This is a genomic window from Planctomicrobium mucosum, assembly GCF_051466335.1.
Taxonomy (GTDB): Bacteria; Planctomycetota; Planctomycetia; order Planctomycetales; family Planctomycetaceae; genus Planctomicrobium.
This window is the reverse complement of record NZ_CP195793.1, coordinates 3208045-3233334: the sequence shown is the minus strand read 5'-3', so window position 1 is coordinate 3233334 and position 25290 is coordinate 3208045. Positions and strand designations below refer to the sequence as shown.

18 protein-coding genes are annotated in these 25290 nt (G+C 52.9%); 11 read left to right on the top strand and 7 right to left on the bottom strand.

Annotation, left to right across the window (positions count from 1 at the left end):
- Positions 1-150: 150 nt before the first annotated feature.
- Positions 151-1563 (bottom strand): BBP7 family outer membrane beta-barrel protein, encoded by a 1413-nt coding sequence (locus SH668x_RS12895; protein WP_437185473.1) that lies wholly within the window; start codon positions 1561-1563, stop codon positions 151-153.
- A 271-nt stretch (positions 1564-1834) separates the two neighbouring features.
- Positions 1835-3097 (bottom strand): lysophospholipid acyltransferase family protein, encoded by a 1263-nt coding sequence (locus SH668x_RS12890; RefSeq protein ID WP_437185472.1) that lies wholly within the window; start codon positions 3095-3097, stop codon positions 1835-1837.
- Positions 3098-3302: 205 nt separating this feature from the next.
- Here SH668x_RS12890 and SH668x_RS12885 point away from each other — a divergent pair, with 205 nt between their 5' ends.
- On the top strand, positions 3303-6080 hold the full coding sequence (locus tag SH668x_RS12885) for a PSD1 and planctomycete cytochrome C domain-containing protein (protein WP_437185471.1): 2778 nt from the start codon (positions 3303-3305) through the stop codon (positions 6078-6080).
- Between the two features lie 204 nt (positions 6081-6284).
- Here SH668x_RS12885 and SH668x_RS12880 read toward each other — a convergent pair whose 3' ends face one another.
- Positions 6285-7424 carry a GTP-binding protein gene (locus SH668x_RS12880; RefSeq protein ID WP_437185470.1) on the bottom strand — a complete coding sequence of 380 codons (1140 nt, stop codon included), beginning with the start codon at positions 7422-7424 and terminating at the stop codon, positions 6285-6287.
- 82 nt (positions 7425-7506) lie between these two features.
- Between SH668x_RS12880 and SH668x_RS12875 the strand changes: the two genes are divergently transcribed.
- From SH668x_RS12875 to SH668x_RS12845, 7 genes are all read left to right on the top strand, one after another.
- On the top strand, positions 7507-8748 hold the full coding sequence (locus tag SH668x_RS12875; protein ID WP_437185469.1) for a DegT/DnrJ/EryC1/StrS family aminotransferase: 1242 nt from the start codon (positions 7507-7509) through the stop codon (positions 8746-8748).
- Between the two features lies 1 nt (position 8749).
- Positions 8750-9316: a hypothetical protein gene (locus SH668x_RS12870; protein ID WP_437185468.1), complete on the top strand. Its 567-nt coding sequence runs from the start codon at positions 8750-8752 to the stop codon at positions 9314-9316.
- Positions 9309-9767 (top strand): glycine cleavage system protein H, encoded by a 459-nt coding sequence (locus SH668x_RS12865; RefSeq protein ID WP_437185467.1) that lies wholly within the window; start codon positions 9309-9311, stop codon positions 9765-9767. The genes SH668x_RS12870 and SH668x_RS12865 overlap by 8 nt, the downstream gene beginning before the upstream one ends.
- Positions 9768-9894: 127 nt before the next feature.
- A complete protein-coding gene (locus tag SH668x_RS12860; RefSeq protein ID WP_437185466.1) occupies positions 9895-10956 on the top strand; it encodes an ATP-binding protein in 1062 nt (353 codons plus the stop codon).
- 66 nt (positions 10957-11022) lie between these two features.
- A complete protein-coding gene (locus tag SH668x_RS12855) occupies positions 11023-12825 on the top strand; it encodes a prenyltransferase/squalene oxidase repeat-containing protein (RefSeq protein ID WP_437185465.1) in 1803 nt (600 codons plus the stop codon).
- Between the two features lie 127 nt (positions 12826-12952).
- Positions 12953-14818: a polyprenyl synthetase family protein gene (locus tag SH668x_RS12850; protein WP_437185464.1), complete on the top strand. Its 1866-nt coding sequence runs from the start codon at positions 12953-12955 to the stop codon at positions 14816-14818.
- Between the two features lie 137 nt (positions 14819-14955).
- Positions 14956-15879 (top strand): prenyltransferase/squalene oxidase repeat-containing protein, encoded by a 924-nt coding sequence (locus SH668x_RS12845; protein ID WP_437188549.1) that lies wholly within the window; start codon positions 14956-14958, stop codon positions 15877-15879.
- 24 nt (positions 15880-15903) lie between these two features.
- On the opposite strand, the gene SH668x_RS12840 is transcribed toward SH668x_RS12845, so the two are convergent.
- From SH668x_RS12840 to SH668x_RS12825, 4 genes are all read right to left on the bottom strand, one after another.
- Entirely contained in the window at positions 15904-17298 is a 1395-nt protein-coding gene (locus SH668x_RS12840) for a UbiD family decarboxylase domain-containing protein (protein WP_437185463.1), read from the bottom strand.
- 193 nt (positions 17299-17491) lie between these two features.
- Positions 17492-17872, bottom strand: coding sequence for a glycine cleavage system protein GcvH (gcvH, locus tag SH668x_RS12835; protein ID WP_437185462.1), 381 nt, complete (start codon positions 17870-17872; stop codon positions 17492-17494).
- 108 nt (positions 17873-17980) lie between these two features.
- Entirely contained in the window at positions 17981-18514 is a 534-nt protein-coding gene (gene rpiB / locus SH668x_RS12830) for a ribose 5-phosphate isomerase B (RefSeq protein ID WP_437185461.1), read from the bottom strand.
- A gap of 3 nt (positions 18515-18517) precedes the next feature.
- On the bottom strand, positions 18518-19633 hold the full coding sequence (locus tag SH668x_RS12825; RefSeq protein WP_437185460.1) for a Sua5/YciO/YrdC/YwlC family protein: 1116 nt from the start codon (positions 19631-19633) through the stop codon (positions 18518-18520).
- A gap of 687 nt (positions 19634-20320) precedes the next feature.
- On the opposite strand from SH668x_RS12825, the gene SH668x_RS12820 reads away from it, so the two are divergent.
- The 3 genes from SH668x_RS12820 to SH668x_RS12810 all read left to right on the top strand — a co-directional run bounded on the left by SH668x_RS12820 (position 20321) and on the right by SH668x_RS12810 (position 25290).
- The gene (locus SH668x_RS12820; protein WP_437185459.1) at positions 20321-21613 is read left to right on the top strand and encodes a beta-ketoacyl-[acyl-carrier-protein] synthase family protein; all 1293 of its coding nucleotides are present in this window, start codon (positions 20321-20323) and stop codon (positions 21611-21613) included.
- A gap of 213 nt (positions 21614-21826) precedes the next feature.
- The gene (recG, locus tag SH668x_RS12815) at positions 21827-23917 is read left to right on the top strand and encodes an ATP-dependent DNA helicase RecG (protein ID WP_437185458.1); all 2091 of its coding nucleotides are present in this window, start codon (positions 21827-21829) and stop codon (positions 23915-23917) included.
- 53 nt (positions 23918-23970) lie between these two features.
- Positions 23971-25290 (top strand): hypothetical protein, encoded by a 1320-nt coding sequence (locus tag SH668x_RS12810; protein WP_437185457.1) that lies wholly within the window; start codon positions 23971-23973, stop codon positions 25288-25290.

The window sequence follows — 25290 nt, the reverse complement described above, 5'->3', positions numbered from 1 at the left end:
ACTCGTTCAGACGCTGTATTGCGCTACCTGTAGCCCAAGTCGCTTGTAGAGCAATGTCATCTGAGTCGTCTTGTCGTCAGTCAATAAAAAATCCCTCATCGGCAGCATTGCGGGTGAGGGATTGAACTGTGATCGAAGTCTGTTGGACGTCTAGGGGAGAACGATCTCGCCGCCCAGAGTCAGTGAAGAAATCGCTCGGTGATCATAGTTTAGATTGGTGCGGATATCGTTGACGAGGGCGTCAGTGGTTCCAGTCTGGTTCCAGTAAATGCTCTTGTCTGCAACACCCAGATTTCCCATCAGAAGCAGGTTGTAGCCCACGCGGAGGTTCATCCACTCGTTGACGCGAACTTTTGCGTAGACGTCCAGGTCGAACGACGGTGCAAAGACAACCTTTCTTTGGCTGGTTCGGAGGTCAGCGTCAGGGGTGTCGCCGATGGTTTGCAGGTTCGAGACAACGTTCGCATTGACGTTGTTCGTACCCAGACCAAACTTCTCCTGCACTCCGAATGTTACGTACTTCATAGCGAGTTCGTTACGAAGTCCGAATTCAACTTGATCTCTCTGGTTGCGAGTGACCGACCGGATTTTTGAGACCTGAGCCACTTGTGGGTCGAGTTCATCGAAATCACTCCTGACATACTGGAGCCCCAATCCTTCAGCGTACTGCTCGTGTCTGTAGCCGAGAATCGGTTGAGCACGGAAGCCAATCTCAGGTGTGATCCAGTTGAACGCAAGGTCGATGTTGCCCCCTTTGTATCGCGATTCGTAATAGCTGGAGAATCCCATGTCATAAACGCGAGTAAAATCGGCGATCTGGCCATTGAGCAGCGTCGGCAGGACAATAAAAGTGGGGGCAATCGTTCCATGTTGGCCGTTGGGGGCTGGTGCAAAGATTTCGCCATCCAATTCACCGCCGAACACAGGGCCGCCCGGAACAGGGAGGGTCGGAGCATTCAAGACTTCCGACTGTTGTGTGAAGATGAGGAAGTTTCCTTCGAGCCAGGCATTTTTTGTGATTGGAACACCGAATCCGGATCGAATTGCCTGTGCGTTCCTCCACTTGACACCTTTCGTGTTAACAGACTGACCATAAGCTGTTGTGGTCACCGGTTCCAGTGGGTCGGTGAGGTCAGTGAAGACCAACAGGCCGGGGTTGGTGAAATCGTCCGTTTCAGTGGAAAGGCTTCCGTTTGGGAGTGTTGTGAAAAAGCCTTCCCCCATGGTTGTGCCGCCATTGCTGAGGAAATCCCCCTGCACATATTCGAGGCGTAACCACGAACCGCGAAGCATCTCGCGGAAATTCAGAAACATGCGGGCATCGTCAGCTGAGATGTCGCTGCGATCATATGGGACGAGTTCTGAGTAGAGGTCGGAAGCGGGATATTGTTCCCATTGTGGCTCCATCGCTGCGGCAGGGTAGTACTGCTCGCCAGCATAGGGAGATGTTCCGTAGCCACCCTGTCCCTGGTCGTATTGGGCATTGGGGGCCTGGGCTACGGCGACACTGCTTGACAGCAGGCTGATGGCCATGAGCCAATTGAATGGAACTCTGACGTTCATGGAATCCCTTCCCCTCCGACATTGTGATGTCGGCAACACATTTGCCCCAACGACATCTCTTCAACCAAGCCTGAATTCAGACGCCGAAGACGCGGTAAAGCGATCTGACTCTGAGACCCAGTTCTTGTTGTATCGGCTTTGCAGGTGAGTCAAGCTGGAGAAAAAGTAGGAATTCCTACAATTCTGAGGAGAGAAAATTTGTCAATGTGAATTTTCAGTGAGCGGCATCTCTTTGGTCGTGGATTTCCTTAAAGGATGAATTCTCAAGAGGTTACAGGTTGATTGTGGTGTGCTGGTGTCGCTCGGTGGTGGACGCTGATGAAGGATCTTGAATCGAATTCAGAAGATTCTGCACTTCCGTTTCGAGTCTGATTGTCAGCGTCTGAGTGGTCATTGAATCGAGGGAAACCTCAATCGGTGCCCCGAACGTCACTTGTGCCGATCGAATCCCTCGTGGAGTTGGAGCCGGAAGCTCGAAGAAGTCTTCTTCAAACTTGTCGATGGTCTCCGCCATCCTCTCGACGGTGGGACTCGCTGAAGAGTAGTCCCCGTGGTAGCTGGTGAGTTGCGTGACAAAAAAGAGATCATCGAAATCCTGTTGGAAGTCGGGAGAGAGCGACGTTGATAAGCGACTGTGTGCACCCCGCTTCGCTGCTTGTTCGATGGCCGTCTGATCGTTCATTTTGCGAACGAGAAGTGCACGCGTTGTGCGGATATAGTCGAATACAGAACCCTCCTCGAGGTGAAATCCATTCCTTGTGCGGATCATTCGCAAAATGGAATTTGCGAGAAACTGGATGCGGTCGCGTACGGTGCCGCTGCGCGGGGCTCCAAGATATTCCACCTCTTTGAGAGCCAAAAATCCGCTTCCAAACCGATAGATTCTGTCCAACAGTGGCGATTCTGGAGTCGGGCGCCAGTGAATACGCTCTTCGAGCCGACTCATCACATCACAAAGTTCCCTGGTGGGGTCGGTAGTGTAGAAGCATTTTGTTGCACAAGGGACAATGACAATCGGGCGTTTCTTTTTTCGGGCAGCCATCAGCGCAATGGCGGCTGCTCCCGACCGAAATGGCATCACCCGATCGTTGGAGTGATAGATGTCTCCTTCAGGGTAAATCAGTAGTGGATGGTTCCCTGACTGCAGAATGGATGTCGACTGCCGCAGAGCAATTGGATCTGCACCTTCTCTGAGGATGCTGAAGCACCCGTGCTTCTGTAAAACCCAGCGACCGATTGGCTGGTACATCATGAAGACTTGCCAGGAGGTCATGATTTGGGGGAGCCATCCAGCGCTCCGGCCGGATTCAATCAAAACGAAGGAATCGTAGTGGTAGGAATGATTTGAAACGACGAGTACCCCGCAACCCGCCTGTAAGGCTCCCGCGACGTTCTCGGCATATTGAATGTTGATTGATTTGATTTGTTGCTGTCGCAGTTCTGCCAGTCGCCACGGGGTGTACAGCTGGACGAACCGGGGACTTAACCGTGAGGGCCACGAATACGGGGGGGTGATATTGGGTTGAGGGTTCATTTTGCTTTCCGGTTGTGTCCCTGCAGCAGCAGCTTGAAGGATACCCGGAACTGTCGCTACGTCATCGGTTTCCGGCGCAGATTGAGGCTCTTTTTACGTTTAAGGCTCCATTTTTCAGCAAGATTGACATACGATTTCATGTATCGAATGAGAAACTGGGCTCCTGCCAATGAACTTCCCGCCTCGCTTTGAGATTGGCCCACAGATGAATTCATTTTCAATCCGCATCACTGGCGTCTGCGTTATGCTGCAGTTGGTCAGCGCCATCACATTAGCAAATGACTCTGAAGTCTTCTTTGAATCTCAGGTTCGACCACTGCTTGCCAAGCACTGCTTCGAATGTCACGGGGAGAAGAAGCAGGAGTCTTCGGTCCGACTGGATCACCGCTCTTTGGTCCTGGAGCCCTCTGGCGGTAACGTCATGGTGGTGGCGGGCAAGCCCGATGAAAGTCGGCTCTGGCAAGTCATCAAGTACGATGACAACGATGTGCAGATGCCACCTGCCGGGAAGCTCAGCGACGAAGAGCAAGCCATTCTGAAAACGTGGATTGAGTCGGGGGCATATTGGCCGGAAGAGGCTCTCCCTGCGGGGGGGCTGAAGATGGGGATTCCCAAAAATGCCGATGGAACGATCAACTTCATAGAGGCGGTCCAGCAGCACTGGGCCTACCTCCCCATTCAGAATCCACCTGTCCCGACGCCAGCACGTCCGGAGCTTTATCCATCTACAATCGACAAGTTTGTTTCTGTTCCACTCGACGCTGCTGGCCTTTCTTTCAGTGAGCCGGCATCACGCCAGGTCTTGATTCGCCGACTCAAGGAGAATCTGCACGGGGTTCCTCCGACGATCGAGGAGGTTCGGGAATTCGAAAACGATCAAGATCCGCAAGCAGTCGAGAAGCTTGTCGATCGGCTCCTCGCTGACCCCATGTACGGCGAGCGTTGGGGACGCCATTGGTTGGACCTTGCTCGCTACGCGGACACAAAAGGGTATGTATTCACTTCGAATAAGAATTACCCATTTGCATATACCTACCGCGATTTCGTTGTGAACGCATTGAACAGCGATATGCCTTACAACGAGTTTGTGAAGCTGCAAATTGCTGCGGACACAATGGGACTCCCTGAAGGAGACCCGAAATTGGCGGCGATGGGTTTCCTGACAGTCGGGCCTCGTTTTCTCTTCCGGATCGAAGACATCATCGATGACCGAATCGATGTGGTGACGCGTGGACTGATGGGAATGACCGTCGCGTGTGCTCGCTGTCATGACCACAAATACGATCCGATTCCGACAGCGGACTACTATTCACTCTTCGGTGTTTTTCAAAGTAGCCATGAACCGGAGCCACTGCCACGATTATCAGGCGTTGATGAAACAACACCGCAATTTCAGGCGTATCAGGTGGAGCGGGATAAACGAAAACAAGCGATTACCGATTACGTTCATCAACAGCATCACGAGTTGTTGAATCGCGCGATTGATCAGCTTGTCGACTACGTCCCTTCTGCTGCTGTGCAATTGAAATTGATTCCGGAAGAAACCGATCTGGGACTCGTGCATGGAGCGCCGAGAAAGCGACTGATCAACCGTTGGGCGGAAGTGATTCAGCGTCAGCTGAACGAAAATAAGCCTGTCTTTTTAGCCTGGCAGAAGCTGATGGCCCTCACGGATGAGGAGATCGCGCAAGCAGATCATCCAGTGTGGAGCCAGATCGACGAGCAAGCGGAAATTCCCTCTCTGATCAAAGAGGAATTCCGCGCGAATCCCCCGAAAAGCCGCCTGGAAGTCGCACGTGCGTACGGCCGACTTCTCGAGCGTGCAGTGACCGCTTGGAAGGAGGGGCAGAAACAAGATCCTCCAATCGCTGCCCTCGACAACGGGGATCTGGAACTGATTCGGCAAGTCATCTACGGACCAGCGTCATTGACTGACCTGCCCGTTCAGGAAGGGTCACCACTCTTTGAGACTGACCAGAGAAACCACTTGGCAACGTTGAATGCTGCCGTCGCTGAATGGGACGTTGTTTCTCCAGACTCGCCTCCACGTGCGATGGTGATGCTGGATAATGCGACACCGACGAAGCCTGTCATTTATATTCGTGGGAACCCCGGTCGTCGCGGTGATGAAGTCGATCGCCATGCTCCACGAATTCTTGAACCTCATGAATCGGTTCCGTTTCAAAATGGAAGCGGGCGGGCAGAACTGGCTGAGCGAATTGTCGCGGAAGACAATCCATTAACTGCACGTGTGATTGTGAATCGCGTTTGGGCGTGGCATTTTGGCACTCCCATTGTGGCGACACAAAGTGATTTCGGAACGCGGGCTGAACCTCCATTGAATCCGGAACTTCTGGACTATCTGGCATGGTCGTTTGTGCATGAGGACAATTGGTCACTCAAGTCGCTGCATCGTCGCATCTTGCTGTCCAACGTCTATCTGCAAAGCAGTGCAGACCGCCCTGATGCACGCAACATCGATCCTGAAAATCAACTGTTGTGGCGTCAGAATCGTCTGCGTTTGAACTTCGAAGCAATGCGAGATTCGATGCTGTTCGTTTCCGGCCATTTCGATGGAAAACTGGGCGGCCAAGCGTTTGATATTGAGAACGCGACCGATTCACCACGGCGGACGCTCTACGCGAAGATCGACCGCAATAACCTTCCTGGATTGTTGCGAACCTTCGACTATCCAGCTCCGGATACGTCCAGCCCTGGACGACCGCAGACTGTCGTCCCGCAGCAGGCATTGTTTGCGATGAACTCGTCGTTCTCGATGAGCGTGTCGCAGAAACTGGCAGATCTGGTCCGCAACCAGACTTCCGATCTTCGAGAGCAATCTCGAATCCTGATCGAGCGAATCTATTCCCGTGAAGCGACGGTTGAGGAACTGGATTCGTTAAGCACTTTCCTCACCAAGCATCCGCTGGAAGATTTGATTCAGGCCCTGTTTATGACCAATGAGTTCATGGTTGTCGACTAGCCCCAGTGTCAGGGGTGTGTGGCGGCGAACGGTTACAAAAACTCGTTCAAACGCTGCGGTTATCGCCGCCGGAACGCCACACTCTCGTGAGAGGCGCTCTAGATCGTCGCTCAGGAACTTCTCGCGGTCGTCTTGTAGAAATCGCGGTGCCACGGACTTGGTTTTGAATCGAGTCCGTTGCACCTTTACACCTTCCGACGTAGCTCAGGATTGCGGCGGAATATCTGGGGGCGATGGCTGCAACCGGTGCGTTGGGACAGGACGCCCGGGCCGGAATGATTGCGTCTGGCGTTCCTTGATCGTGAGGCCGCGTTCTTCGGCGATTTCTGCGATCACCTCAGCGACGTCATCTCGGAGAACGTCAGGATCGCACGCCACTCTGGAGTTCACCACGACGTCGGCGGTCGTCGCCTGACATCGGGACGGCAGTGACAACTCTGCTGCGAATGAGGTGCTGATGAGGTTGGCGACTCCGAAAAAGCCCTCCCAGAGACCGATGACTTTGAGGTGAGCCGCTTCAAAGCCTCGTTCAGCAAATCGCTTTTGCAGGCGCTCAACTGTGGTCGTCAGCAGGCTGTCGAGATCGAATGGTTGATCGGATTTGACTTGCAGGGAGCTGTTGAGCCAGCCGAGTTCAGCCTCTCCTTCAGCGTAAACATCGTAGTCGATGTCCAAGACGCGGCGGCCAAAATCCCCGGAGAGGTCAAGAAATTCGAGGAGCTCTGGAAAGCCTGCGCCAGTTTTGGCAGAGATCGCCAGGCGACGGGTTGTAGGGTGTTTTTCCTCCAGAAGTTGCAGCAGGTCCTGTAATTCTTCGGGTTTCAGTTCATCTGCCCGGTTGACGAGAATCAGATCAGCTTCCTCGAGTTGCTTCTCAAAAATGTATGCCGCTTTGGGGGAGAAGCCTGTTCCTCCTTCTTTTCGCAGCAGTTTACGGGCTTGATGTGGCTTTAGGAGCACCGCGTACGGAGCGACTGAAACGAACGCCTGATGGAGTTGTCGCATCGGTTGTATGACGGTGGCGACAAGGTCCGTGCAACTCCCGACCGGTTCTGCAAGAATGACGTCCGGAGATTGTTCGACGGTCAGGCCTTCCATTGTCTGGACAAGATTGTCAAAGCGACAGCAGAAACAGGCCCCGGCAACTTCTCCGACCAAGAAGCCTTGTGCACGCAACGATTGAGTGTCGACCAGATCGGCAGCTTGATCATTGGTCACGATACCGACGTTGAGCCCTTTACTGGTATAATGTCGGGCCAGACGTGCGAGAGTTGTGGTTTTGCCTGCGCCTAAAAAACCTCCGATCATGACGAAGCGGATCGTTTTTACTGGTTCAGACATCATGTTTCCTCAAAACTCTCGATTGAATCAGACGTTCGTTAGAGCAATATCGTAGCTGAAGACTCAGTGCCAGAACAATCAGAACATGATGCAAGCTGATCGCAACTTCAGTAAGGATGACGACTCAGAAGAACTGGAGAGGCTCGCCGTTTTCGGCGGGAGTAAGGCGTTTCCAGAAGGTCCGGATTTCCCCATGTCTTTCAGCCCCGCGTGTCGCGAAGCGCTTGTTCGGTGTGCCGATCTTCAGCTTTGGAATCGATACGAAGGAGAATTTACGAGCGGACTGATCGGCTCCCTCAAACAATTTCTTGGAGTCGAGCACGTTCTCCTCTGCAGCAGTGGAACTTCCGCTGTTGAACTGGCTCTTCGAGGGGTGAATGTGCAAGAAGGGGACGAGGTGATTCTCGCAGCGTCCGACTTCAAAGGAAATTTTCTGAACATCCTCGCGCTGGGAGCGACTCCGGTTCTCGTTGATGTCGCGGAAAAGTCTGCGCAACTCGATGTCACGCGAGTAGAGGCAGCGTTGACTGAGAAAACTCGCGTCGTAATCGCGACACATTTGCACGGTGGTACGGTCGACATGCGGCGGTTGTGTGAACTCGCTGATCAACGTCAATTTCAGATTCTCGAAGATGCCTGTCAGATGCCTGGAGCGATTGTGCAAGGGCGTCGTGCTGGGACCTGGGGAGACGTGGGAGTCGTCAGTTTCGGTGGTTCCAAGTTGTTGAGTGCAGGGCGGTCTGGCGCGATTTTTTCCAATCGTGACGACATCGCAGCACGTGTTCGTCGCTGGAAGATCCGTGGCTCAGATGTCTCACCAATGTCAGAACTTCAAGCATCTGTGATCACTCCACAGTTGGAGTCGATCGACTCACAGCGAAAGGACCGCAACAACTTCGTTCAAGGCATGCGGCGACACTTGGGCGATGAGGATGCGGTCGAACTCGTGGCATCTCCGTTTGAGGAATCTTTCAACGAGCCAGATTTCTACAAGCTCTTCCTAATGTACCGCCCTGAGCGGTGTAATGGACTCAAACGGGAAGCGTTCGTCGCTGCTTTGAGAGCGGAAGGAGTACCAATTGCCCCGGTGTTTCGTGGTCTGCACTGCATCCACTCAAAAAGCCGGTTTCGACCGGTCGGTCAACTGGAAAATGCGACGAGAATCGATGAGATGGGGCTTGTACTCCATCACCCGATTCTCTTGCGGGATCTGGAAGCGGCCAGAAAACTTGTCGAGACGATACAGAATATCCAGCGGCACTCGCGCAGCTTGAAAGAACTTTTGAATCTCTATCGCAGTACTCCTGCGTTGTGGGAGGAGGACTGACATGGCGTCACAGTCGGAGCAACCTCTAGCTGAACACGATCTCTCATCTCTGGTACAGCGGTGCCAGATCCTCTTCAGTCATGCGTGGATGGTGAGAACATTTGTGAAGCATTCGACGGAAGTCGAGGACTTTCCTGAATTGCTGTCCCTTCCCCGAACTGTATTTGATGTGACTCGGTCGCTGGAGTCGAGAGTTGATGAACCGGAAGCGTATTTCCGACAGCTCAAGAAGAAAATTCGTCGTTTGCGGCTCGCTGCGAATGAATTCACAGTGAATGCCCCCTTGGCGTCGACCCATCTCAACTTTCAACAAGCCGCGATTTCCTACACAGCTTGTGTCGACGAATTAGAACGGATTCTTCTTCAGGTTCCACCGGCGGCGCCTGCAAAGCGTTCGGGAGCGGGCTTTCGTCCTGTTCCAAGCGATTCTATACTGAAAAAGGCCCCTGAACCGAATGTTTCAGGGAGTGGTACTTCCAATCAATCAGAAACCTTGAGTGCGGAAAATTCAGTGCCGACAGTCGGTGATGAACTTTCTAATCTTCTTGACCGGCTTGACGATGTCTGAACCGATTGTGTTCATGATGGGGGAGTTCCCCGCGAAAATTCCAGCAGATCGTTCTTATTTCCGCAGCCATATGTGGATTCAGCCCGATCCAGCTGGGGGTCCGCCTCATGTTGGACTGACAGCTTATGCGGTCCGCCTCCTGCAGGACGTCTATTTTCTGGACTGGACCATCGACGAGCAGACGCGAGTGTTGGCCAAACAGGAAATTGGAGAAATCGAGAGTTCAAAGGCGATTTCGTCTGTCTATGCTCCAGGAGCAGGCCTCATTCACGAATTGAATCCTGCATTGTTGCAGGATCCCTCGCTGATTAACGGCGACAATTACGCGAGCGGTTGGCTCTTTTCACTTGAGACAGATGCGGAAGTCATTTCCGCCGAGGAATATGCTGCTCATCTGAATTCCATTTGGGAAGAGACCCAACGAGTACTGAAAGGTCAGTACAACTCCTGATGAATTGGACTCAGGCCCTCAGATTAGCCATGATATGATTCGAGTCAGCAAACGGCACGCAGCCCGTCGTCAAGTCCAGTGAATACGACACGGTTGTTTCCAGAGCGAAATGGGAAATCGGAAATCGATGGCAGGTCGCAAAATTACAGTTGTTGTTTCGCAAGCTCCGGGAAAGAACCCGACGAAGCGACATTTGGAAGAAGAGATTGCCACTCAGTTAATGCTTTCCGGCACGGCTGAAGTTTCTGTCATTCCCAATTTGTACGACCTCCCCGCTGACCATCACGGGTTACTCTGGTTGAAATCGATCAGCGGAGACATTGTTGTTTGTAGCTGGCTTTACGAACGGGCAACCCGCTGGGTGCTCGATCGCAATGGAATCCCCGGGCAAGTCGGGCTGACTCAGCTTCCCCCTTCCGATGTCGACGAAGAGGAAGACGTTGTCGAAGAGCAGCGTGCAGACGCGATTGGTTCTGTTCTGCCATCGAAGCGTTCGATTTACATTCTGGATTTGCGGAAGCACTCTGACCCTGCAGTTTATATTCAGGAAATTGAGCGCATCGCCCAAACTGCAAGTGCTTCGAGCGGGCCGCTGGTTTCGCTGGATTTCTCGTTTGGAAAACAGCCAACACCAACACCGGCAGTCTCACCGCCACAAGCGGCGAAAGAGTTTCAACTGCCAGCGGGGATTCTTGGGTTTGCGTCGGCGCCGGTGACTCCCGTTGCTGCGGTGAATGTTGAGCCAAAGCGTCGCTGGTATCCGGTGATCGATTACAGCCGATGCACCAACTGCATGGAGTGCATCGATTTTTGTCTGTTTGGGGTCTACGGGGTCGACACGCTCGATCGCATTCTGGTTGAGGAACAGGATAACTGTAAACGGGGATGCCCTGCATGCAGTCGCGTTTGCCCAGCGAATGCAATCATCTTCCCTGAACACAAATCTCCGGCAATCGCAGGGGCTCCGACCTCGGGTGCTGGAGATTTCAAAATCGACCTCTCGAAGCTATTCGGCGCACCGACCGCGTTGGAAATGGCTGCCATGGAGCGTGATCAGGAACTGGTTCTTGATGGCAGGGATGCAGTTGGGATGACAGTTGGAATTCCCAAGCGGCAGAATGCAGATTCGAATGAGCCAAAAGACGATCTCGACCGTCTCGTAGATGCTCTCGACGACATCGACTTCTAGTCGGAATGTGTTGGCCTGGTCGTGTCTCATCACCGAACGTGATTTCGGAAAGCCCTCACTGATTTCATGCAGATTCTCTCAAACGACCGAATTCATGACGCCTACCGTAAGGGGGCACAAACACTCCTGTCTGAAGCGACTTCTCAAGGCCACTGGGTTGGAGAGCTATCCGCTTCTGCACTCTCGACCGCCACTGCAATTGCCGCACTCTCAATGGCCCAGCGAGACGAGCGGAGCCGGTCAGAGATTTACGATCGCTTGATCCGCAATGGAATCCGCTGGATTCTTCAGGCTCAACTCGAAGACGGCGGGTGGGGGGACACAGTACTCTCTCGCAGCAACATCTCGACGAGTATGCTGGTGCGCGCTGCGTTTTCTCTCGCTAATGTGGAATCGCAATTTCCTGAATCCGTAGCGAAGCTGGATCGGTATCTCGAAGCCGAGGGTGGTGTCGCTGCCGTCAAAAAGAGATATGGGAAAGATCGGACCTTCTCTGTCCCGATCCTCACTCAATGTGCATTGGCAGGGAGAGTCGACTGGAACGAGGTGTCGGCGCTGCCATTTGAATTAGGGTGTCTCCCGCACCAGTTTTACAAGACGGTTCGCCTTCCGGTGGTGAGCTATGCGCTCCCCGCATTGATTGCCATTGGACAGTTGAAGCATGTGAAAACTCCGTCGTGGAATCCAATGCTTGCAGCGGTTCGTGAGGCAGCGAGAAAGCCAACGCTCAGGCTGCTGGAAAAGATTCAGCCAGAAAGTGGCGGATTTCTCGAGGCGACGCCTCTCACGAGCTTTGTTTCCATGAGCCTGTTGGGGATTGGATTGGCTGACCATCCAGTCGTGAGGCTCGGGCTGAAGTTCATTGTCGATTCTGTTCGTGAAGATGGAAGCTGGCCGATCGATACGAATTTGGCCACTTGGGTGACGACACTTTCTGTCAACGCTCTTCATGCGTCAGACATCAGTGATTTGCAGCGAAACCAGATCATCGATTGGCTTTTGGCACAACAACTCAAGACGATTCACCCCTATACTAATGCTGCCCCGGGGGGATGGGCGTGGACGGACTTATCGGGAGGAGTGCCCGATGCGGACGATACCCCGGGAGCCATTCTTGCATTACTACAGCTCTCCCGCGGAACTTCCCGTGAAGAGGAGTGTCTTGAGGCAACCAGTCGCGGGATTGATTGGCTGCTCAGTCTCCAGAATCGCAATCAGGGATGGCCAACGTTTTGTCGTGGCTGGGGAGCTCTCCCTTTCGACCGCAGTTCAGAAGATATCACCGCGCACGCGCTGCGTGCTCTCGTTGTCTGGAGTCGGTCTGCCCAAGGGACCCGATTTGAGTCTGCTAAGCGGGGGAAAAGTATCGAGCGAGCGATTGATGGTGGATTTCAGTATCTGCGGTCCTGTCAGCGTCCAGATGGAAGCTGGCAGCCTCTTTGGTTTGGAAATCAGGATGCCCCCGATGACATTAACCCCGTCTACGGAACCAGTCGGGTTCTCCTGGCGTTTCAGGAACGGTATGGAACGACCACGCCCGAGATGAAAGCTGGGGAAGAATGGTTGCTTGGTCAGCAGAATCAGGATGGCGGTTGGGGGGGAATGGTTGGAATTCCCTCGTCCGTTGAAGAAACGAGCCTCGCACTAGTTTCGCTTCTAAATTCCGGAAATCTGCGGAACTCTCAATTGCAATTAGGGTTAAATTGGTTGATTGAACGGATTGAAGGTTCCCCGGAAATACTCCCGGCGACTCCAATTGGTTTCTATTTTGCCAAGCTCTGGTACTATGAACGGTTGTATCCACAAATCTTTGCGGTTGCAGCATTACGAAGAACAACTGAACTCCTACAATTGGGGGCACCAAGCTGAGAATCAGTTACTGGAGCATCTCACTGGAGGAACTGGTGCAAGCAGTTCAAATTGAACACGTTGAGTGATCTCTTCGATGTTCCGTTGATTCAGTGGTCCGTGGTTTGTCAGAATTTTCGGAAATCGCATGTCAGTAATTCCCGCCAATACAGAGACGGTTCTTCCGGAAAGTGTGGAAGAGGCTGCAGCGAAACCAAATACAAGCGATACACCTGGAAAGCCTGTCACTCCGGGGCGCAGAAGCACCTCGCATCTAAAACTGGTTCCGGACACTCTTGAGCTTCGAGAGAAGATTAAAGCTGCAGCGGAAGTCTACGCTAAAGGGCTGGATCGAAGCCGCCCATTTAACCGCGCTCAGTTGGAAACGTTTGGTCGCGACCTTCTCGATCAGATGGAATTGCCGGAGGCGTATCTCGGCTTCGCGATGGTTCTGATCGGAAACTACTTCTGGAAGAAGCAATTTCTGGCGCTTCCGTTTAATCGTCGGATGTTGCTCCTGCCGCATTGTCTCAAACATGCAGATGGATGCCCTGCGGAGTACGATGAGTTCGGCCTCGACTGTGAGAAATGCGGGGCGTGTTCAATCGCGGACTACAAAGTCAGAGCAGAGCAGCTTGGTTATAAAGTTCTGGTGGCAGAAGGATCTCCAGTTGTCTTGAAGATCATCGTTTCTGGCCATATCGACGGCATCCTCGGAGTTGCCTGTCTGAATGTTCTGGAAAAAGCCATCGACAAAGTGCTGCTGGCTGGCGTTCCGTCCTTTGCGGTTCCCCTGCATTCCGGGGATTGTAAGAACACAAAGATGGACGAGCCTTGGGTCTGGGAGTGCCTCGACAAGTACGAACCGATGGAAAGTCTGGAAACAGCGGGCTATGTTCCTCTGATGCGGGCAGCGAATCGGATTTTCGACGAGCAAATTGATGAAGTGTTGCCAAAGTCGAAAGCACTCGCGACGTCCACAGATCCACTGGGACCAGCGACATTCACTGAAGCGGTCTCTCGTGATGCGCTGATACATGGTGGAAAGCGTTTGCGTCCATTCGTGACGTTAGCCGTCTACCATGCTCTGACTCAGGATGCCGCTGCTCCTGTCTCTGGAGTTGATTCTGTCCCATTGGAGTTCCCGCTGGGGGTGCGTCGAGTTGCAGCGGCAATGGAGGCATTTCACAAAGCTTCGCTCGTTCACGACGACATCGAAGATGGTGATGACTACCGCTACGGTCGTGAGACTCTCCATCACAAGTACGATGTGGGAACTGCTATCAACGTCGGTGACCATCTGATTGGTCTTGGGTATCGATTGCTGACACAGGCTCATGCGGATTTGGAACCGGATCAGGTTGCGGATCTCGTTGATCGTCTCGCTTCTGCACACTTGAAGTTGTGTGAAGGTCAGGGGGCCGAACTGCGTTGGACTGGTTCTCAGGCGACGACCCTCACCCCGCTGGAAGCAATGAAGATCTATGCACTGAAAACATCGCCTGCGTTCGAGGCAGCGTTGTTTGCTGGGGTGCGACTTGCAGGCCCTTCCGACAAATACAACGACATGATCCCGCAGTTCTGCAGACATGTCGGAGTCGGTTTCCAGATTCTGAATGACCTCAAAGACTGGGATGAAGGAATCGACAACAAGAAAGTCGCCGGGCGCGATGCAGAACTCGCGAAGCCGACATTACTCCTCGCAATGGCACTGGAAGCAGCCGCACCCGAGACGCGACGTCAACTCGAAGAATTCATTCACGATCAAAGTGAGTATCCAAACGGATCCCGAACCGCACTGTTGCGGAAGTGGTACACTGATCTCGGGATTTTTGAAAAGTCTGAAGCACTCGTGGACAAGTGCCGTGCGCGGGCCGAGGCACTCGCCGACGCCGTAGAGAACGAAGCGTTTCGTCAGCTTCTTTATTTCATCATCGACACGGTGTTGGCTCGGGAAACGGCAAGCGGACCTCCGGCGTCCCTTGTTTCCCTAAACGCGTCACTCCACTCCTGAACGGTGTTCAGGGACATGTTGCCCCTCGGCCGCTCCGACGTTGAGCCTATTTCGAACTGTTCTCCTTCCAGCATCGTAATCCAGTGTCGATACCGTATCTGATACATCTTGGCGATCGGATCCGGACCGGTCTCGCAATGCTCCCAGAAGCGGCGCGTGTTCGGCATTCAGCATTTCTGATGTCGCGTCAGACGGACTGTGGAGGATTCTGCGGGAGAGATGTCGATCTCAATGGAAATCCATTGTTCGAAGATGGTTCGCAGCCCGACCTGTATTACACATCGTTCGCGTTAAGAGGGCTGCACGGAATCGACAAACTCAGCGGGGAGGTCGCTGAGAAGGTCGGAACGTTCCTCAAGTCTCCCGGCGCTCAACCTCGCTCGATTGTGGATTTGATCAGTTGGCTATCGTCAGCATTTCTGTTTCAAATCTCGACCGGAACAGACTTGCTTAGCGATGCTCCTGCAGGTTGGCCAGAACTACTAGCCGTTCAGTTTGAACGTTGCCGGACTGCGGATGGTGGCTATGCGAAGTCCTTCGCGGGGGCATCCGGGAGCACCTACCATTCATTTTTGATCGCCTGCTGTTATGAGCTGATTGCCCAGCCGATTCCGCAACCTGAACTCCTGAAGCGTTTCGTACTCGAGCGTCAACGTGATGATGGAGGGTTCGTAGAAATCGCTCCGATGCGGAGTAGTGGCACAAATCCCACTGCTGCTGCTGTTGCATTGCTTCAGATTGTTGGAGGAATGGACTCGACGGTGGTTGATGGTATCGCGAGGTTTCTAGAAGAAGTTCGTGGAGATGACGGCGGGTTTCAGGCGAATACCAGAATCCCGTTCTCTGATTTGCTCTCAACGTTCACCGGATATCTCACCGCTTTGGAAATTGGCAAACCGGAATTGTTACCGCCTGCGAAACTCCAGCGATTTCTGGATGCTCTTGAAGTTCCTGAAGGAGGTTATCTCGCTGCCGGTTGGGATCATTCGCCAGACGTCGAATACAGCTTTTATGGGCTGGGAACGCAGGCACTTTTACTGGAGATGCAGAGCAAATTGTAGAGCTGAATCGGGCCGATCCAGCGACTATTCCGCAGAACGAAATTGACGGGCGAGCTGATCCAGGATTTGCGATGTCGGTCGACACTGCAGGCTCAGTGTCGACGAATCAGAAGCGTTCGTCGCGTCGATCCAATTTGGCGAGGTCAAGTGAGCGAGATGCCGTTGAGGGGCGCGGTCGTTGAGCAGCAGACTCAATGAGATTTCTTTCACGACCGCGTCGACATTCCGAACATCGATGTTCTCACCGACCGCAACGAGCGGTCGAGAAGTTGTTGCAAGCGGAAGTCCACTGATCGCCCGAAAAATCTTTTGAACATCTGTAGCACGCGTACTGAAAACGATCATTCCGGTAGCGAAGCCAGAGTCCGGCAGGTGCAAGTCGTGTACTGAATTCCCGGTGATTTTCAGGACGGCAAGTATTAACTTTTCAGTCAAGGAGTTCGTGACGAGGTCTTCGCTGGTGTCGATGGAACAGACGCGAGCAGGGAAAATCGGGTTGGCGCGGTGCGTAATCGCAGTGAGCGACATCCTGGGGAGGTTTGTTCGTTCTTCGTAGATCCCGGCTTCACTGGCAAGAAGTCCGGTCCCCAGAAGCTCGCCCGGTTCGATTTCTCCTTCGAAGATGATCTCAGCGTCGGCGGGCACGTTCATTTCGAGAGAACGAGCCCGCATCAGGTTCAGACCATCGTTCCGGAAGACTCCCATGACGTACCAGGCATCGAGCCAATTCGGAAGCGGCAGGGAAGCGATGTAGCTGAGTAACGGGTCGCCCCCTAATGCGAGTGCGATGGGCAACGCTGCTCGCGTTGTCTGCCGATCCAGCCAGTTTGCGTATGTCTTACTATTCGAATGCCAGTGGATTTGCAGAGTCTGAGGCCCCACAACCTCAACTGGAAGACGCTCAACTGAAGGGACCCCTTCGATTGATTCCGTGATGATGACCGCTGCCGTGATCGAAGGATTCGTTTCCCGACTCCAGCAACGGAGTGTTGGGTATTCTCGCAGATCGATATCTGCCCCGACTTTGATGACCTGTTGCGCCATGCCCCGCCGGATCGTTCTCGCAGAGTATTTGGCACGGTCTGAATTGACTGCCGCTGCAAACGTCGACTTCCAGTCCCGATGAGACGGAATGGGATCGAGCGCCGCTTTGAGACGCTCGATGACCTCGTCAAAATGAGTTGCTCCAAGCGTGGCCAGAAACCTTGATGGACTTCCAAGGAGATTTGTGACAACGGGAATCTGCGAACCGGACGGATTCTCAATCAGAATGACAGGGCAGGCGTTACGAAATTCTCTGCAGATTTGCTGAGTGAGTGCCGCGATTTCCTGATCGGTTTCGATAGCAACGGGGATGCGCTCCAACTCTCCAGCGTCCGCTGCAACCTGCAGGAATTTTGTGAGATCATCGAAGGCCATAGCGGATCAGCGTCAGGTGGACGGCAGCGGCGGAAACATTCTTTACGGGAACTCAATCAAAGTGTGATGGCTTCAGGGAAACCATCACACTGAAAAGATCTGTCAGGGCACAAAAAATCACCTGCGTTTGCACTTCAAAGCGAGGCAAACACAGGTTGATTTGTTTGAACTCTGAGAGTGATTCACACCCGAATTAGTGTGATTCACATTCGTCCTGATACTGATCGAATGTCAGGAGCTTGGCCAATTCGCTTGGATCTGAAACTTTGATTTTGACCATCCAACCAGCCCCGAATGGATCGTCGGAAAGTTTCGAAAGATCGTCCGGGAGTTCCGAGTTGACTTCGACAATTTCACCGCTGACAGGGGAGTAAAGGTCCGAAACCGCTTTGACGCTTTCGATTTCGCCCATTTCCTGACCGGCCTTCAAGGTTTTGCCAGCGCTTGGCAATTCCATGTGCACAACGTCGGTCAGTTCTCTGACCGCGAAGTCGCTGATTCCGACAGTGGCAATGTCCCCTTCAAGTGAAACCCACTCATGTGTCTTTGCGAACTTCAAAGCTTCTGGGCTCATGTCGACTTAAACCTGTTGGATAATTTCAATCGAGACTGGAAGGAACTTCTTCTGCTTGCGAGTTGGCTTGAAGCCTTTTGGCAGCTAGGTCTGAATCATAATGCACTGTCACGAACTCTTGCCAGCATTTGCGATGTCGAGATCGTGATTCGCAACGCCAATTGCACTCGTCACGCATTGGTTTTCTGGTTTTAAGCAGCCGTTTGCTTGCTCAATGAGGGTGATTTTTTCGAGGCGGCGCTGGTGACGTCCTCCTTCGAACTCGGTGCGGAGCCAGATTTCCACGATTCGGCCAAGCAATCGATCTCCGAGCATATCTGCGGAGAGACACATGACGTTCGCGTTGTTGTGTCGGCGACTATATTCCGCAGTGACGTCGTCATGACAGGTGACTGCACGGACGCCCTGAAATTTATTCGCTGCGATGCACATCCCCATGCCGGTTCCGCACACGAGAATCCCGCGATCGACGAGCCCGGAGTTGATGGCGTCTGCAACGCTGGCGGCGTAATCCGGGTAGTCGACACTTTTGGTGTCATTTGGACCGAAGTCGACTACGGAGTGTCCCAATTCTTCGACCTGAATCAGAATTTGGCCCTTAACCCTGACTCCACGATGATCGCTTGCAAGGGCGACTTTCATATTTCAGTTTCCTTCCCGACTTTCAACATTGATCGATTCGAGGAGATGTTCCAGATTTCTGGTGATCGTATTCCGACATCGAACGTACTCATCGAGTCCGCCGCCAATCGGGTCTGGAACATCTACAGATTCAGGTGAGAGCAACCGAACCTGATTCGACAAATCCGGATAGGCGCTGAGTACTGCATCACGATGACTTCGAGTCATGGCCAAAATGTGGTCACAATGGAAGAGAAGCTCTTCCGTGATTGGTTGGCTTTCGTGGCCAGTCAGATCAATTCCATCGTCTCGCAGCAACTTGATCGCTTCCGGAGCAGCGGGGGACCCCTTGTAGGCGGCCAAACCTGCAGACACGACTGCATAGCCGTGGTCGACAAGTTCGTCTTCCCGGCAATTGAGACGATCTGAAAGCATCTTACGAAAAATCGCTTCAGCCATCGGGCTGCGACAGGTGTTTCCCGTGCAAACGAACAGGTAGACCTCTCCTGACTGACGGGCCAGCATCCGCTCGCTCACGACTCCCGACCTCTCTATTGAATAATTTTCAGCGATCACAGAAACCACGGTGTGTGGTGTGTTGAACCGAGACTGTGATCCGCGAATAAATAATACTGGTTGTGGGATTTCAGGCGATTCCAACTGTTCGCTGCTGGTCCCAAGTAGACTTAACACGGGGGCTGAGACTTGTCGAAGCACTTCCTGCGAAAATGAATCCGCAGGGCAGTAAAAAGCGCGCCCGTCCGAAGAAACACCCCAATTTTGGGCCGGTTCAGGCCACCGCTGCACGAGTCGGTTCGACTGCTCGGGAGTCGATTTACACCTCATGATGATGGGCCCGGGCCAACATCTCGAACTGAGTTTCTGGAACAGTCGAGTCGAGCCAGAAATGTAATCGATCACCGTCGATGGGTGCGGCACTGAGACTGCCTGCCGTAACGCGGTCAGTTCGGCCGATTTCAGTAACTCTCTGCTGCCGGATTCACTTGTCGCCAGGCACATCAAGTGCCATCCACATTCATCGGGAATGGCAACAATATTGCCGCTTTCAAGTTCCGACACTGCGGCACGCACGAAATCGTGAAAGTCCTTCGTCTGATCGAGAAAGAGTTCGCGAGCCATGAGCCAATTGCAGATGTGAACGGCGAGAAAGGGACTCTGAATATTGATTTTCGCCAAATCGAATCATCCAGACGAATCAAACCCTATCGTATCTGCTGCGAAGGTGTGCATCAACCTGTTAGCGCGATCGAGGAGCGACAATCAGGGAGATCTCTCAGAGATCGGGGCAATCGATGCGACCGACATCGGCGTTACAGGTTCACGCTGGAAACTGTCAAAATTATTGCCGTTTTTACAAACAAAGATTGTCTGCTTGAATGTTGATCTTTTGTAAGTTATTTATTTTAAATGGATTGCGATGATTTGAAAATCTTCGCCAGGAGAGGAATCCTCGCATTTTTTGTTGACACACTGATGTCAGACCGGTTATCCTTACCGACGTTGCTATGTCTGAAAGTCAGGCTCAGGTAAACGCGTAGCAACCCACCTGATCTTCGAGGGGTCGAAGTGAAGGGAAATTTTGTAAAGCTCGTGGTGTCAAATTAGGTTGGCTGAACGGGTCGATTTTCCAAGATAGGGAGTCGGCTTGGCCGTTACGGTTCTTACCGATCGGCAGCGATTTGGATTCGTTTTTACAAAAGGATTTTGTGGACGAAGGAGATGCGATTAACTTCGCGCCTCCAGGCCTCCGATAAATCCCTTGGTATGTAAATCCAAGTTGTGGTTTCACATATTTAAGGGTCTTCCATGTTGGCAGAAAATAATACTCCCGGTGTAGTGATCACCGGTGTGGGTGTGATTTCGCCCGTAGGGATTGGTAAGGACGCCTTCTGGATGAATCTGGCTGCCGGTAAGTCCGGTATCGCCCCGCTGAAATCATTTGCAAGCCAGAATCTTCCGTCAAAGCTTGCCGCCGAGATTCACGACTTCAATCCACTCGACTACATCTATCAGAAAAAGTATCTGAAGGTGATGTCCCGCGATATTCAGCTTGGCGTATCTGCTGCCAGCATGGCGATGCGGGATGCGGGTCTGACTCGTGGCTCAATTGCTCCAGAGCGAATGGGTGTTGAATTCGGGGCTGGGCATATTGCATTCTCACCAGAAGAGCTTTCTTCAGCTGCACGCCAGTTCACTGATGGGACAACCTCTGAAGGGGAAGAGTATTCTCGCTGGGGTGAAGAGTCCCTAGGGAAAATTGCTCCGCTTTGGCTCCTTCGTCAGTTGCCGAATATGCCAGCTTGCCATGTTGCGATCGAATTCGATGCGCGTGGTCCAAATAATACAATCACCAGTGCAGATGCCTCAGCGTTACTCGCACTTCAGGAAGCTGTTCGCGTGATCAACCGCGATCAGGCTGACGTGATGATCGTTGGTGCCTGCAGTTCCAATATCAACCCGCTGGACATTGCCCGGATCAGCCTGATTGACAGTCTGTCCCGCCAGAACGATCCAGAACATGGTTGCCGCCCGTTTGATCGTGATCGCGATGGGACGATTGTCGGGGAAGGTTCCGCGGTTTTTGTCGTCGAACGTTACAGCCATGCTGTCGCTCGTGGTGCTCATATTTATTGTGACATCATGGGGGTCGGAGCAGGTTGCGATGGACGCGGGCAAGAGAACACCTCCCATGGCCGCGGTCTCACCAGTGCGATGAATAACGCAATGCGTCAGGCCGGGATTTCTCCGCGTGACCTTGGGCACATTAATGCACACGGTAAGAGCACCCGACGCGATGACTGGGTTGAGGCTCGTGCTTACCATGAGTCATTAGGTCTGCAAACCGACCGTGTCCCAGTGACTGCACTGAAGAGCTATTTTGGCAACTTCGACGCCGGTTCTGGTGCCGTGGAACTTGCGGGGAGTATTCTCGCACTCCAGCACGGTGAACTTCCTGCAACTTTGAATTACAAGCACCCAGATCCACTCTGCCGTCTGAATGTCGCGCGAGAGCCGATCCGTTTGCGTTCGAATATCGCAATGAGCGTCAATCGGACATCGATGGGACAGAGTGCAGCAGCAATTATCCGCGCTCTCTAGAATCGGGGCCTGATCAGGGAACCGCTGTTCGTCGCTAATGTGAATTCCTCAAAAGCCACCGCTCATGTGATCGGTGGCTTTTGCTTTGGTACGGGATGGGAGGCTGAATTTTGATCCATTCTCGGACTTATTCCTGTCTGCGCTTCGTGGCTGACAAGGAAACTCGTACACTCAGCAAATCTTCTAGTGAACTCTTGTTCCGGTAATGTTCGCATGGCTCTGCCGCAGTCTCTCGATGCCGACGTGCAATTCCTTCGTGGAGTTGGTCCCGAGCGTGCGCAGCTTTTGGACAAACTGGGGATCAATACCCTCGAAGATCTGCTTTGGTATCTCCCGAGAGACATACTGGATTTCAGCAACATTCGCTTGCCCCAAGACCTCCAGGATGGAGAGCTGAGTACCGTTCGCGGCACTGTCTATGATGCTGATGCCCGTAATGTGGGACGCAATCGAATGATGTCCAAAGTGATTCTCGATTGCGGAACAGACTTTGTTCGCGGTGTCTGGTTTAATCAGCCGTGGATGCTGAAGCGGCTTCCATTAGGGCAGCAGGTTCTGTTTTCGGGGAAGCCCAAGTTTCGGGAAGGGCGATTCGAGTTTTCGCACCCCACAGTGCAATTGCTTGCGGAAGATGAATTCGCAGAAGCATCGCAGCTGATCTTCACACGATATCGTTTAACTGAAGGTTTGAGAGTCGGTGATTTGAGGACGATCATCGGCAACGGGTTGATGAGTTGTGAACATCTGATTGCCGACCCGCTTCCTCGCGAGTTGTTGGATCGTTTGCAACTTCCATCGCTTCTCGAAGCGTTGAAGGGTGTTCATCAACCTCGGACGGCGGATGAATTTCATCGATGTCGGCAGCGCATCATCTTCGACGATCTCTACGAGTTTCAATTGGGGATCGCGTTGCGTCGACGGGCCTGGCGAAACCGCTTGAACGCGCCGGTGTTGGAGCGGACAGCTAAGATTGATGCGAGAATTCGTCGGCTCTTTCCATTTGATTACACGAGTGGTCAGAACAAAGCGGTGAAAGAGATTGCGAGCGATTTGAAATCGGGCTATGCCATGCACCGTCTGCTTCAGGCGGATGTCGGGGCAGGAAAGACTGTCGTCGCACTCGACACGATGTTGACTGCGATTGCTCACGGTTGGCAGGCAGCTGTGATGGCACCAACAGAGTTGCTGGCGACTCAACACTGGCAGACCGTCGAGACAGCACTTATCGAGAGTCGGGTCAAACGAGTTTTGTTGACAGGAAGCCTCACGGCACGAGAACGGAGAGAGGCACTCTCCGGCATTGCGGATGGATCGATTCAACTTGTGGTCGGGACGCAGGCCCTCATCCAAAAGGATGTGAAGTATTTCAATCTGGGGGTCATCGTCATTGATGAGCAACATAAGTTCGGTGTCGCCCAGAGAGCAACGTTTTCTAACCTCGACGGGAATGTGCCCCCGCACGTTCTGGTCATGACCGCCACTCCGATTCCGCGTACCGTTTGCATGACGCAATTCGGGGATCTTGATTTGACTCTCGTGAAGGATCGACCACCCGGTCGGCAACCGGTGATTACCAGCAAGATTCTCGGGCCCACAGCGAGAGCGAAAGCATTTCAGTTCCTCGCGGATCAATTGCGATCTGGTCGTCAGCTTTATGTTGTCTGTCCACTCGTGGAATCGGCTGACGACAACGAGCCAGGAAACGCCGCAGCTGAGCAGGTCTATCGATCTTTGAAGGAGAATGAATTCGCGGATTTTCGTGTCGGGATGGTGCATGGTCGGATGAAGCGAGATGAGCGTGACGACACGATGGATGCCTTTCGTGATCATGAGTTGGACGTTCTAGTTGCCACAACTGTGATCGAGGTGGGAGTCGATGTCCCCAACGCGACGCTGATGGTCATTTTGGATGCCGAGAAATTCGGACTCTCTCAGCTTCATCAGCTGCGGGGGCGTGTCGCCCGCGGAAAATATCGAGGGTATTGCTTCCTGTTCTCGGAGTCAGAGTCTTCGGAAGCGTCTGCACGGCTGGCTGTACTGGAACGATCGAGTGATGGATTCGAAGTCGCAGAACAGGACTTTGAACTTCGTGGACCGGGAGATGTTTTGGGGACTCGGCAACATGGCGCACTCCCGCTGCGGTATGTTCATTTTCTGCGGGAAGAGAAAATTCTCGAAAAGGCTCAGGTCGAAGCGAATCTCGTCGTACAATCAGGCGTGTTTGATACTCCGGAATATGCCCCATTAAAACAACGGGTTCTGGAGCGGTTTTCACTTTTAATGGAATTGCCTCATAGTGGCTAACGTTCAAAATGTCCTCCCTGAACTTGCGTGATCCCGCGCCGTAGATCGCCAGAATGAAAATCACCCCACCGAGACTCCTCCCTGTATTGCTGGCCGTTTTTCTCCTTCCAATCGACGCCATTGCTCAAGACCCGTTTGATCTTCCTCCCATCCTCTATCGGCAGAGCAGTCCTGAGGATCAGGTTTCTGAGCTGCAACAGAGAATTTCAAATGGTGAATTGCAACTCGAGTTTGATGAGCAGTTCGGATTCCTACTGGATCTCCTAAAAGCACTCGATATTTCGACAGAGTCGCAGATGCTGGTCTACTCCAAAACCAGTCTGCAAACGAAGCGGATCAACACTCGAACTCCGCGTGCCCTCTACTTCAACGACGAGGTCTATGTCGGCTACTGCGTTGGGGGAGATGTCATTGAATTGACCGCCATGGACCCTCAATTGGGGGCCGTGTTTTATACGCTCGAGCAGGATCAGGGTCAGGTGCCTCACTTCAAGCGTGAGGTTGATAACTGTCTGAACTGTCATAGTTCTTCTCGAACCGGGAACGTCCCCGGTCTTCTCGCCCGCTCATTGTTTGTTGATGTCGGTGGACAGCCGAAGTTCTCTGCGGGAAGCAAAGACATCAATCATTCCTCTCCACTCGAAGACCGGTGGGGTGGCTGGTATGTCACAGGGACGCACGGTGTACAAAAGCACCTTGGAAATCTGATCGTCAGAACCGCTGAGGTGAAATTCCCGATTGATAATGAAAGCGGCCACAATGTGACCGACCTGTCTGACCGGTTGAATCTGAAACGCTATCCCGCTGCGCATAGTGACTTGGTGGCGCTGATGGTGTTTGAACATCAATTGACGGTGCATAACCAGATGACGCAGGCGAGTTACTCTGTTCGGCAGGCGCTCGAATCGGAATTGACAATGAATCGGGCCTTTAATGAACCGGAAGGGACGCGTCGCGAAAGCACAACCAGGCGTATTCGAAACGCCGCTGACAAACTTGTTGAAGTCTTACTGCTATCCAATGAAGCCAAGTTGACGGAACCCATTGCAGGGACATCTTTGTTTGCGGCGGAGTTCGCTGCGAAGGGGGAGCGGGATCATGCGGGGCGATCTCTTCGGGATCTCGACCTTCAAAATCGATTGTTTAAATATCCCTGCAGCTTTTTAATCGCCTCACAATCATTTCGAGGGTTGCCCGAAGAGCTGAAGGCTGCTGTCTGGGAACGACTTAAAATCGTCCTCGAAGAATCAGAAGGTTCGGAGAAGTTCAAACATCTCAGCCCAGAAGATCGACGGCAAATTCAGGAGATTTTGCTCGCGACTGTTCCAGAAGCGACGACCTACTGGAAGCGCGAAGCAGACGCACTGAATTGA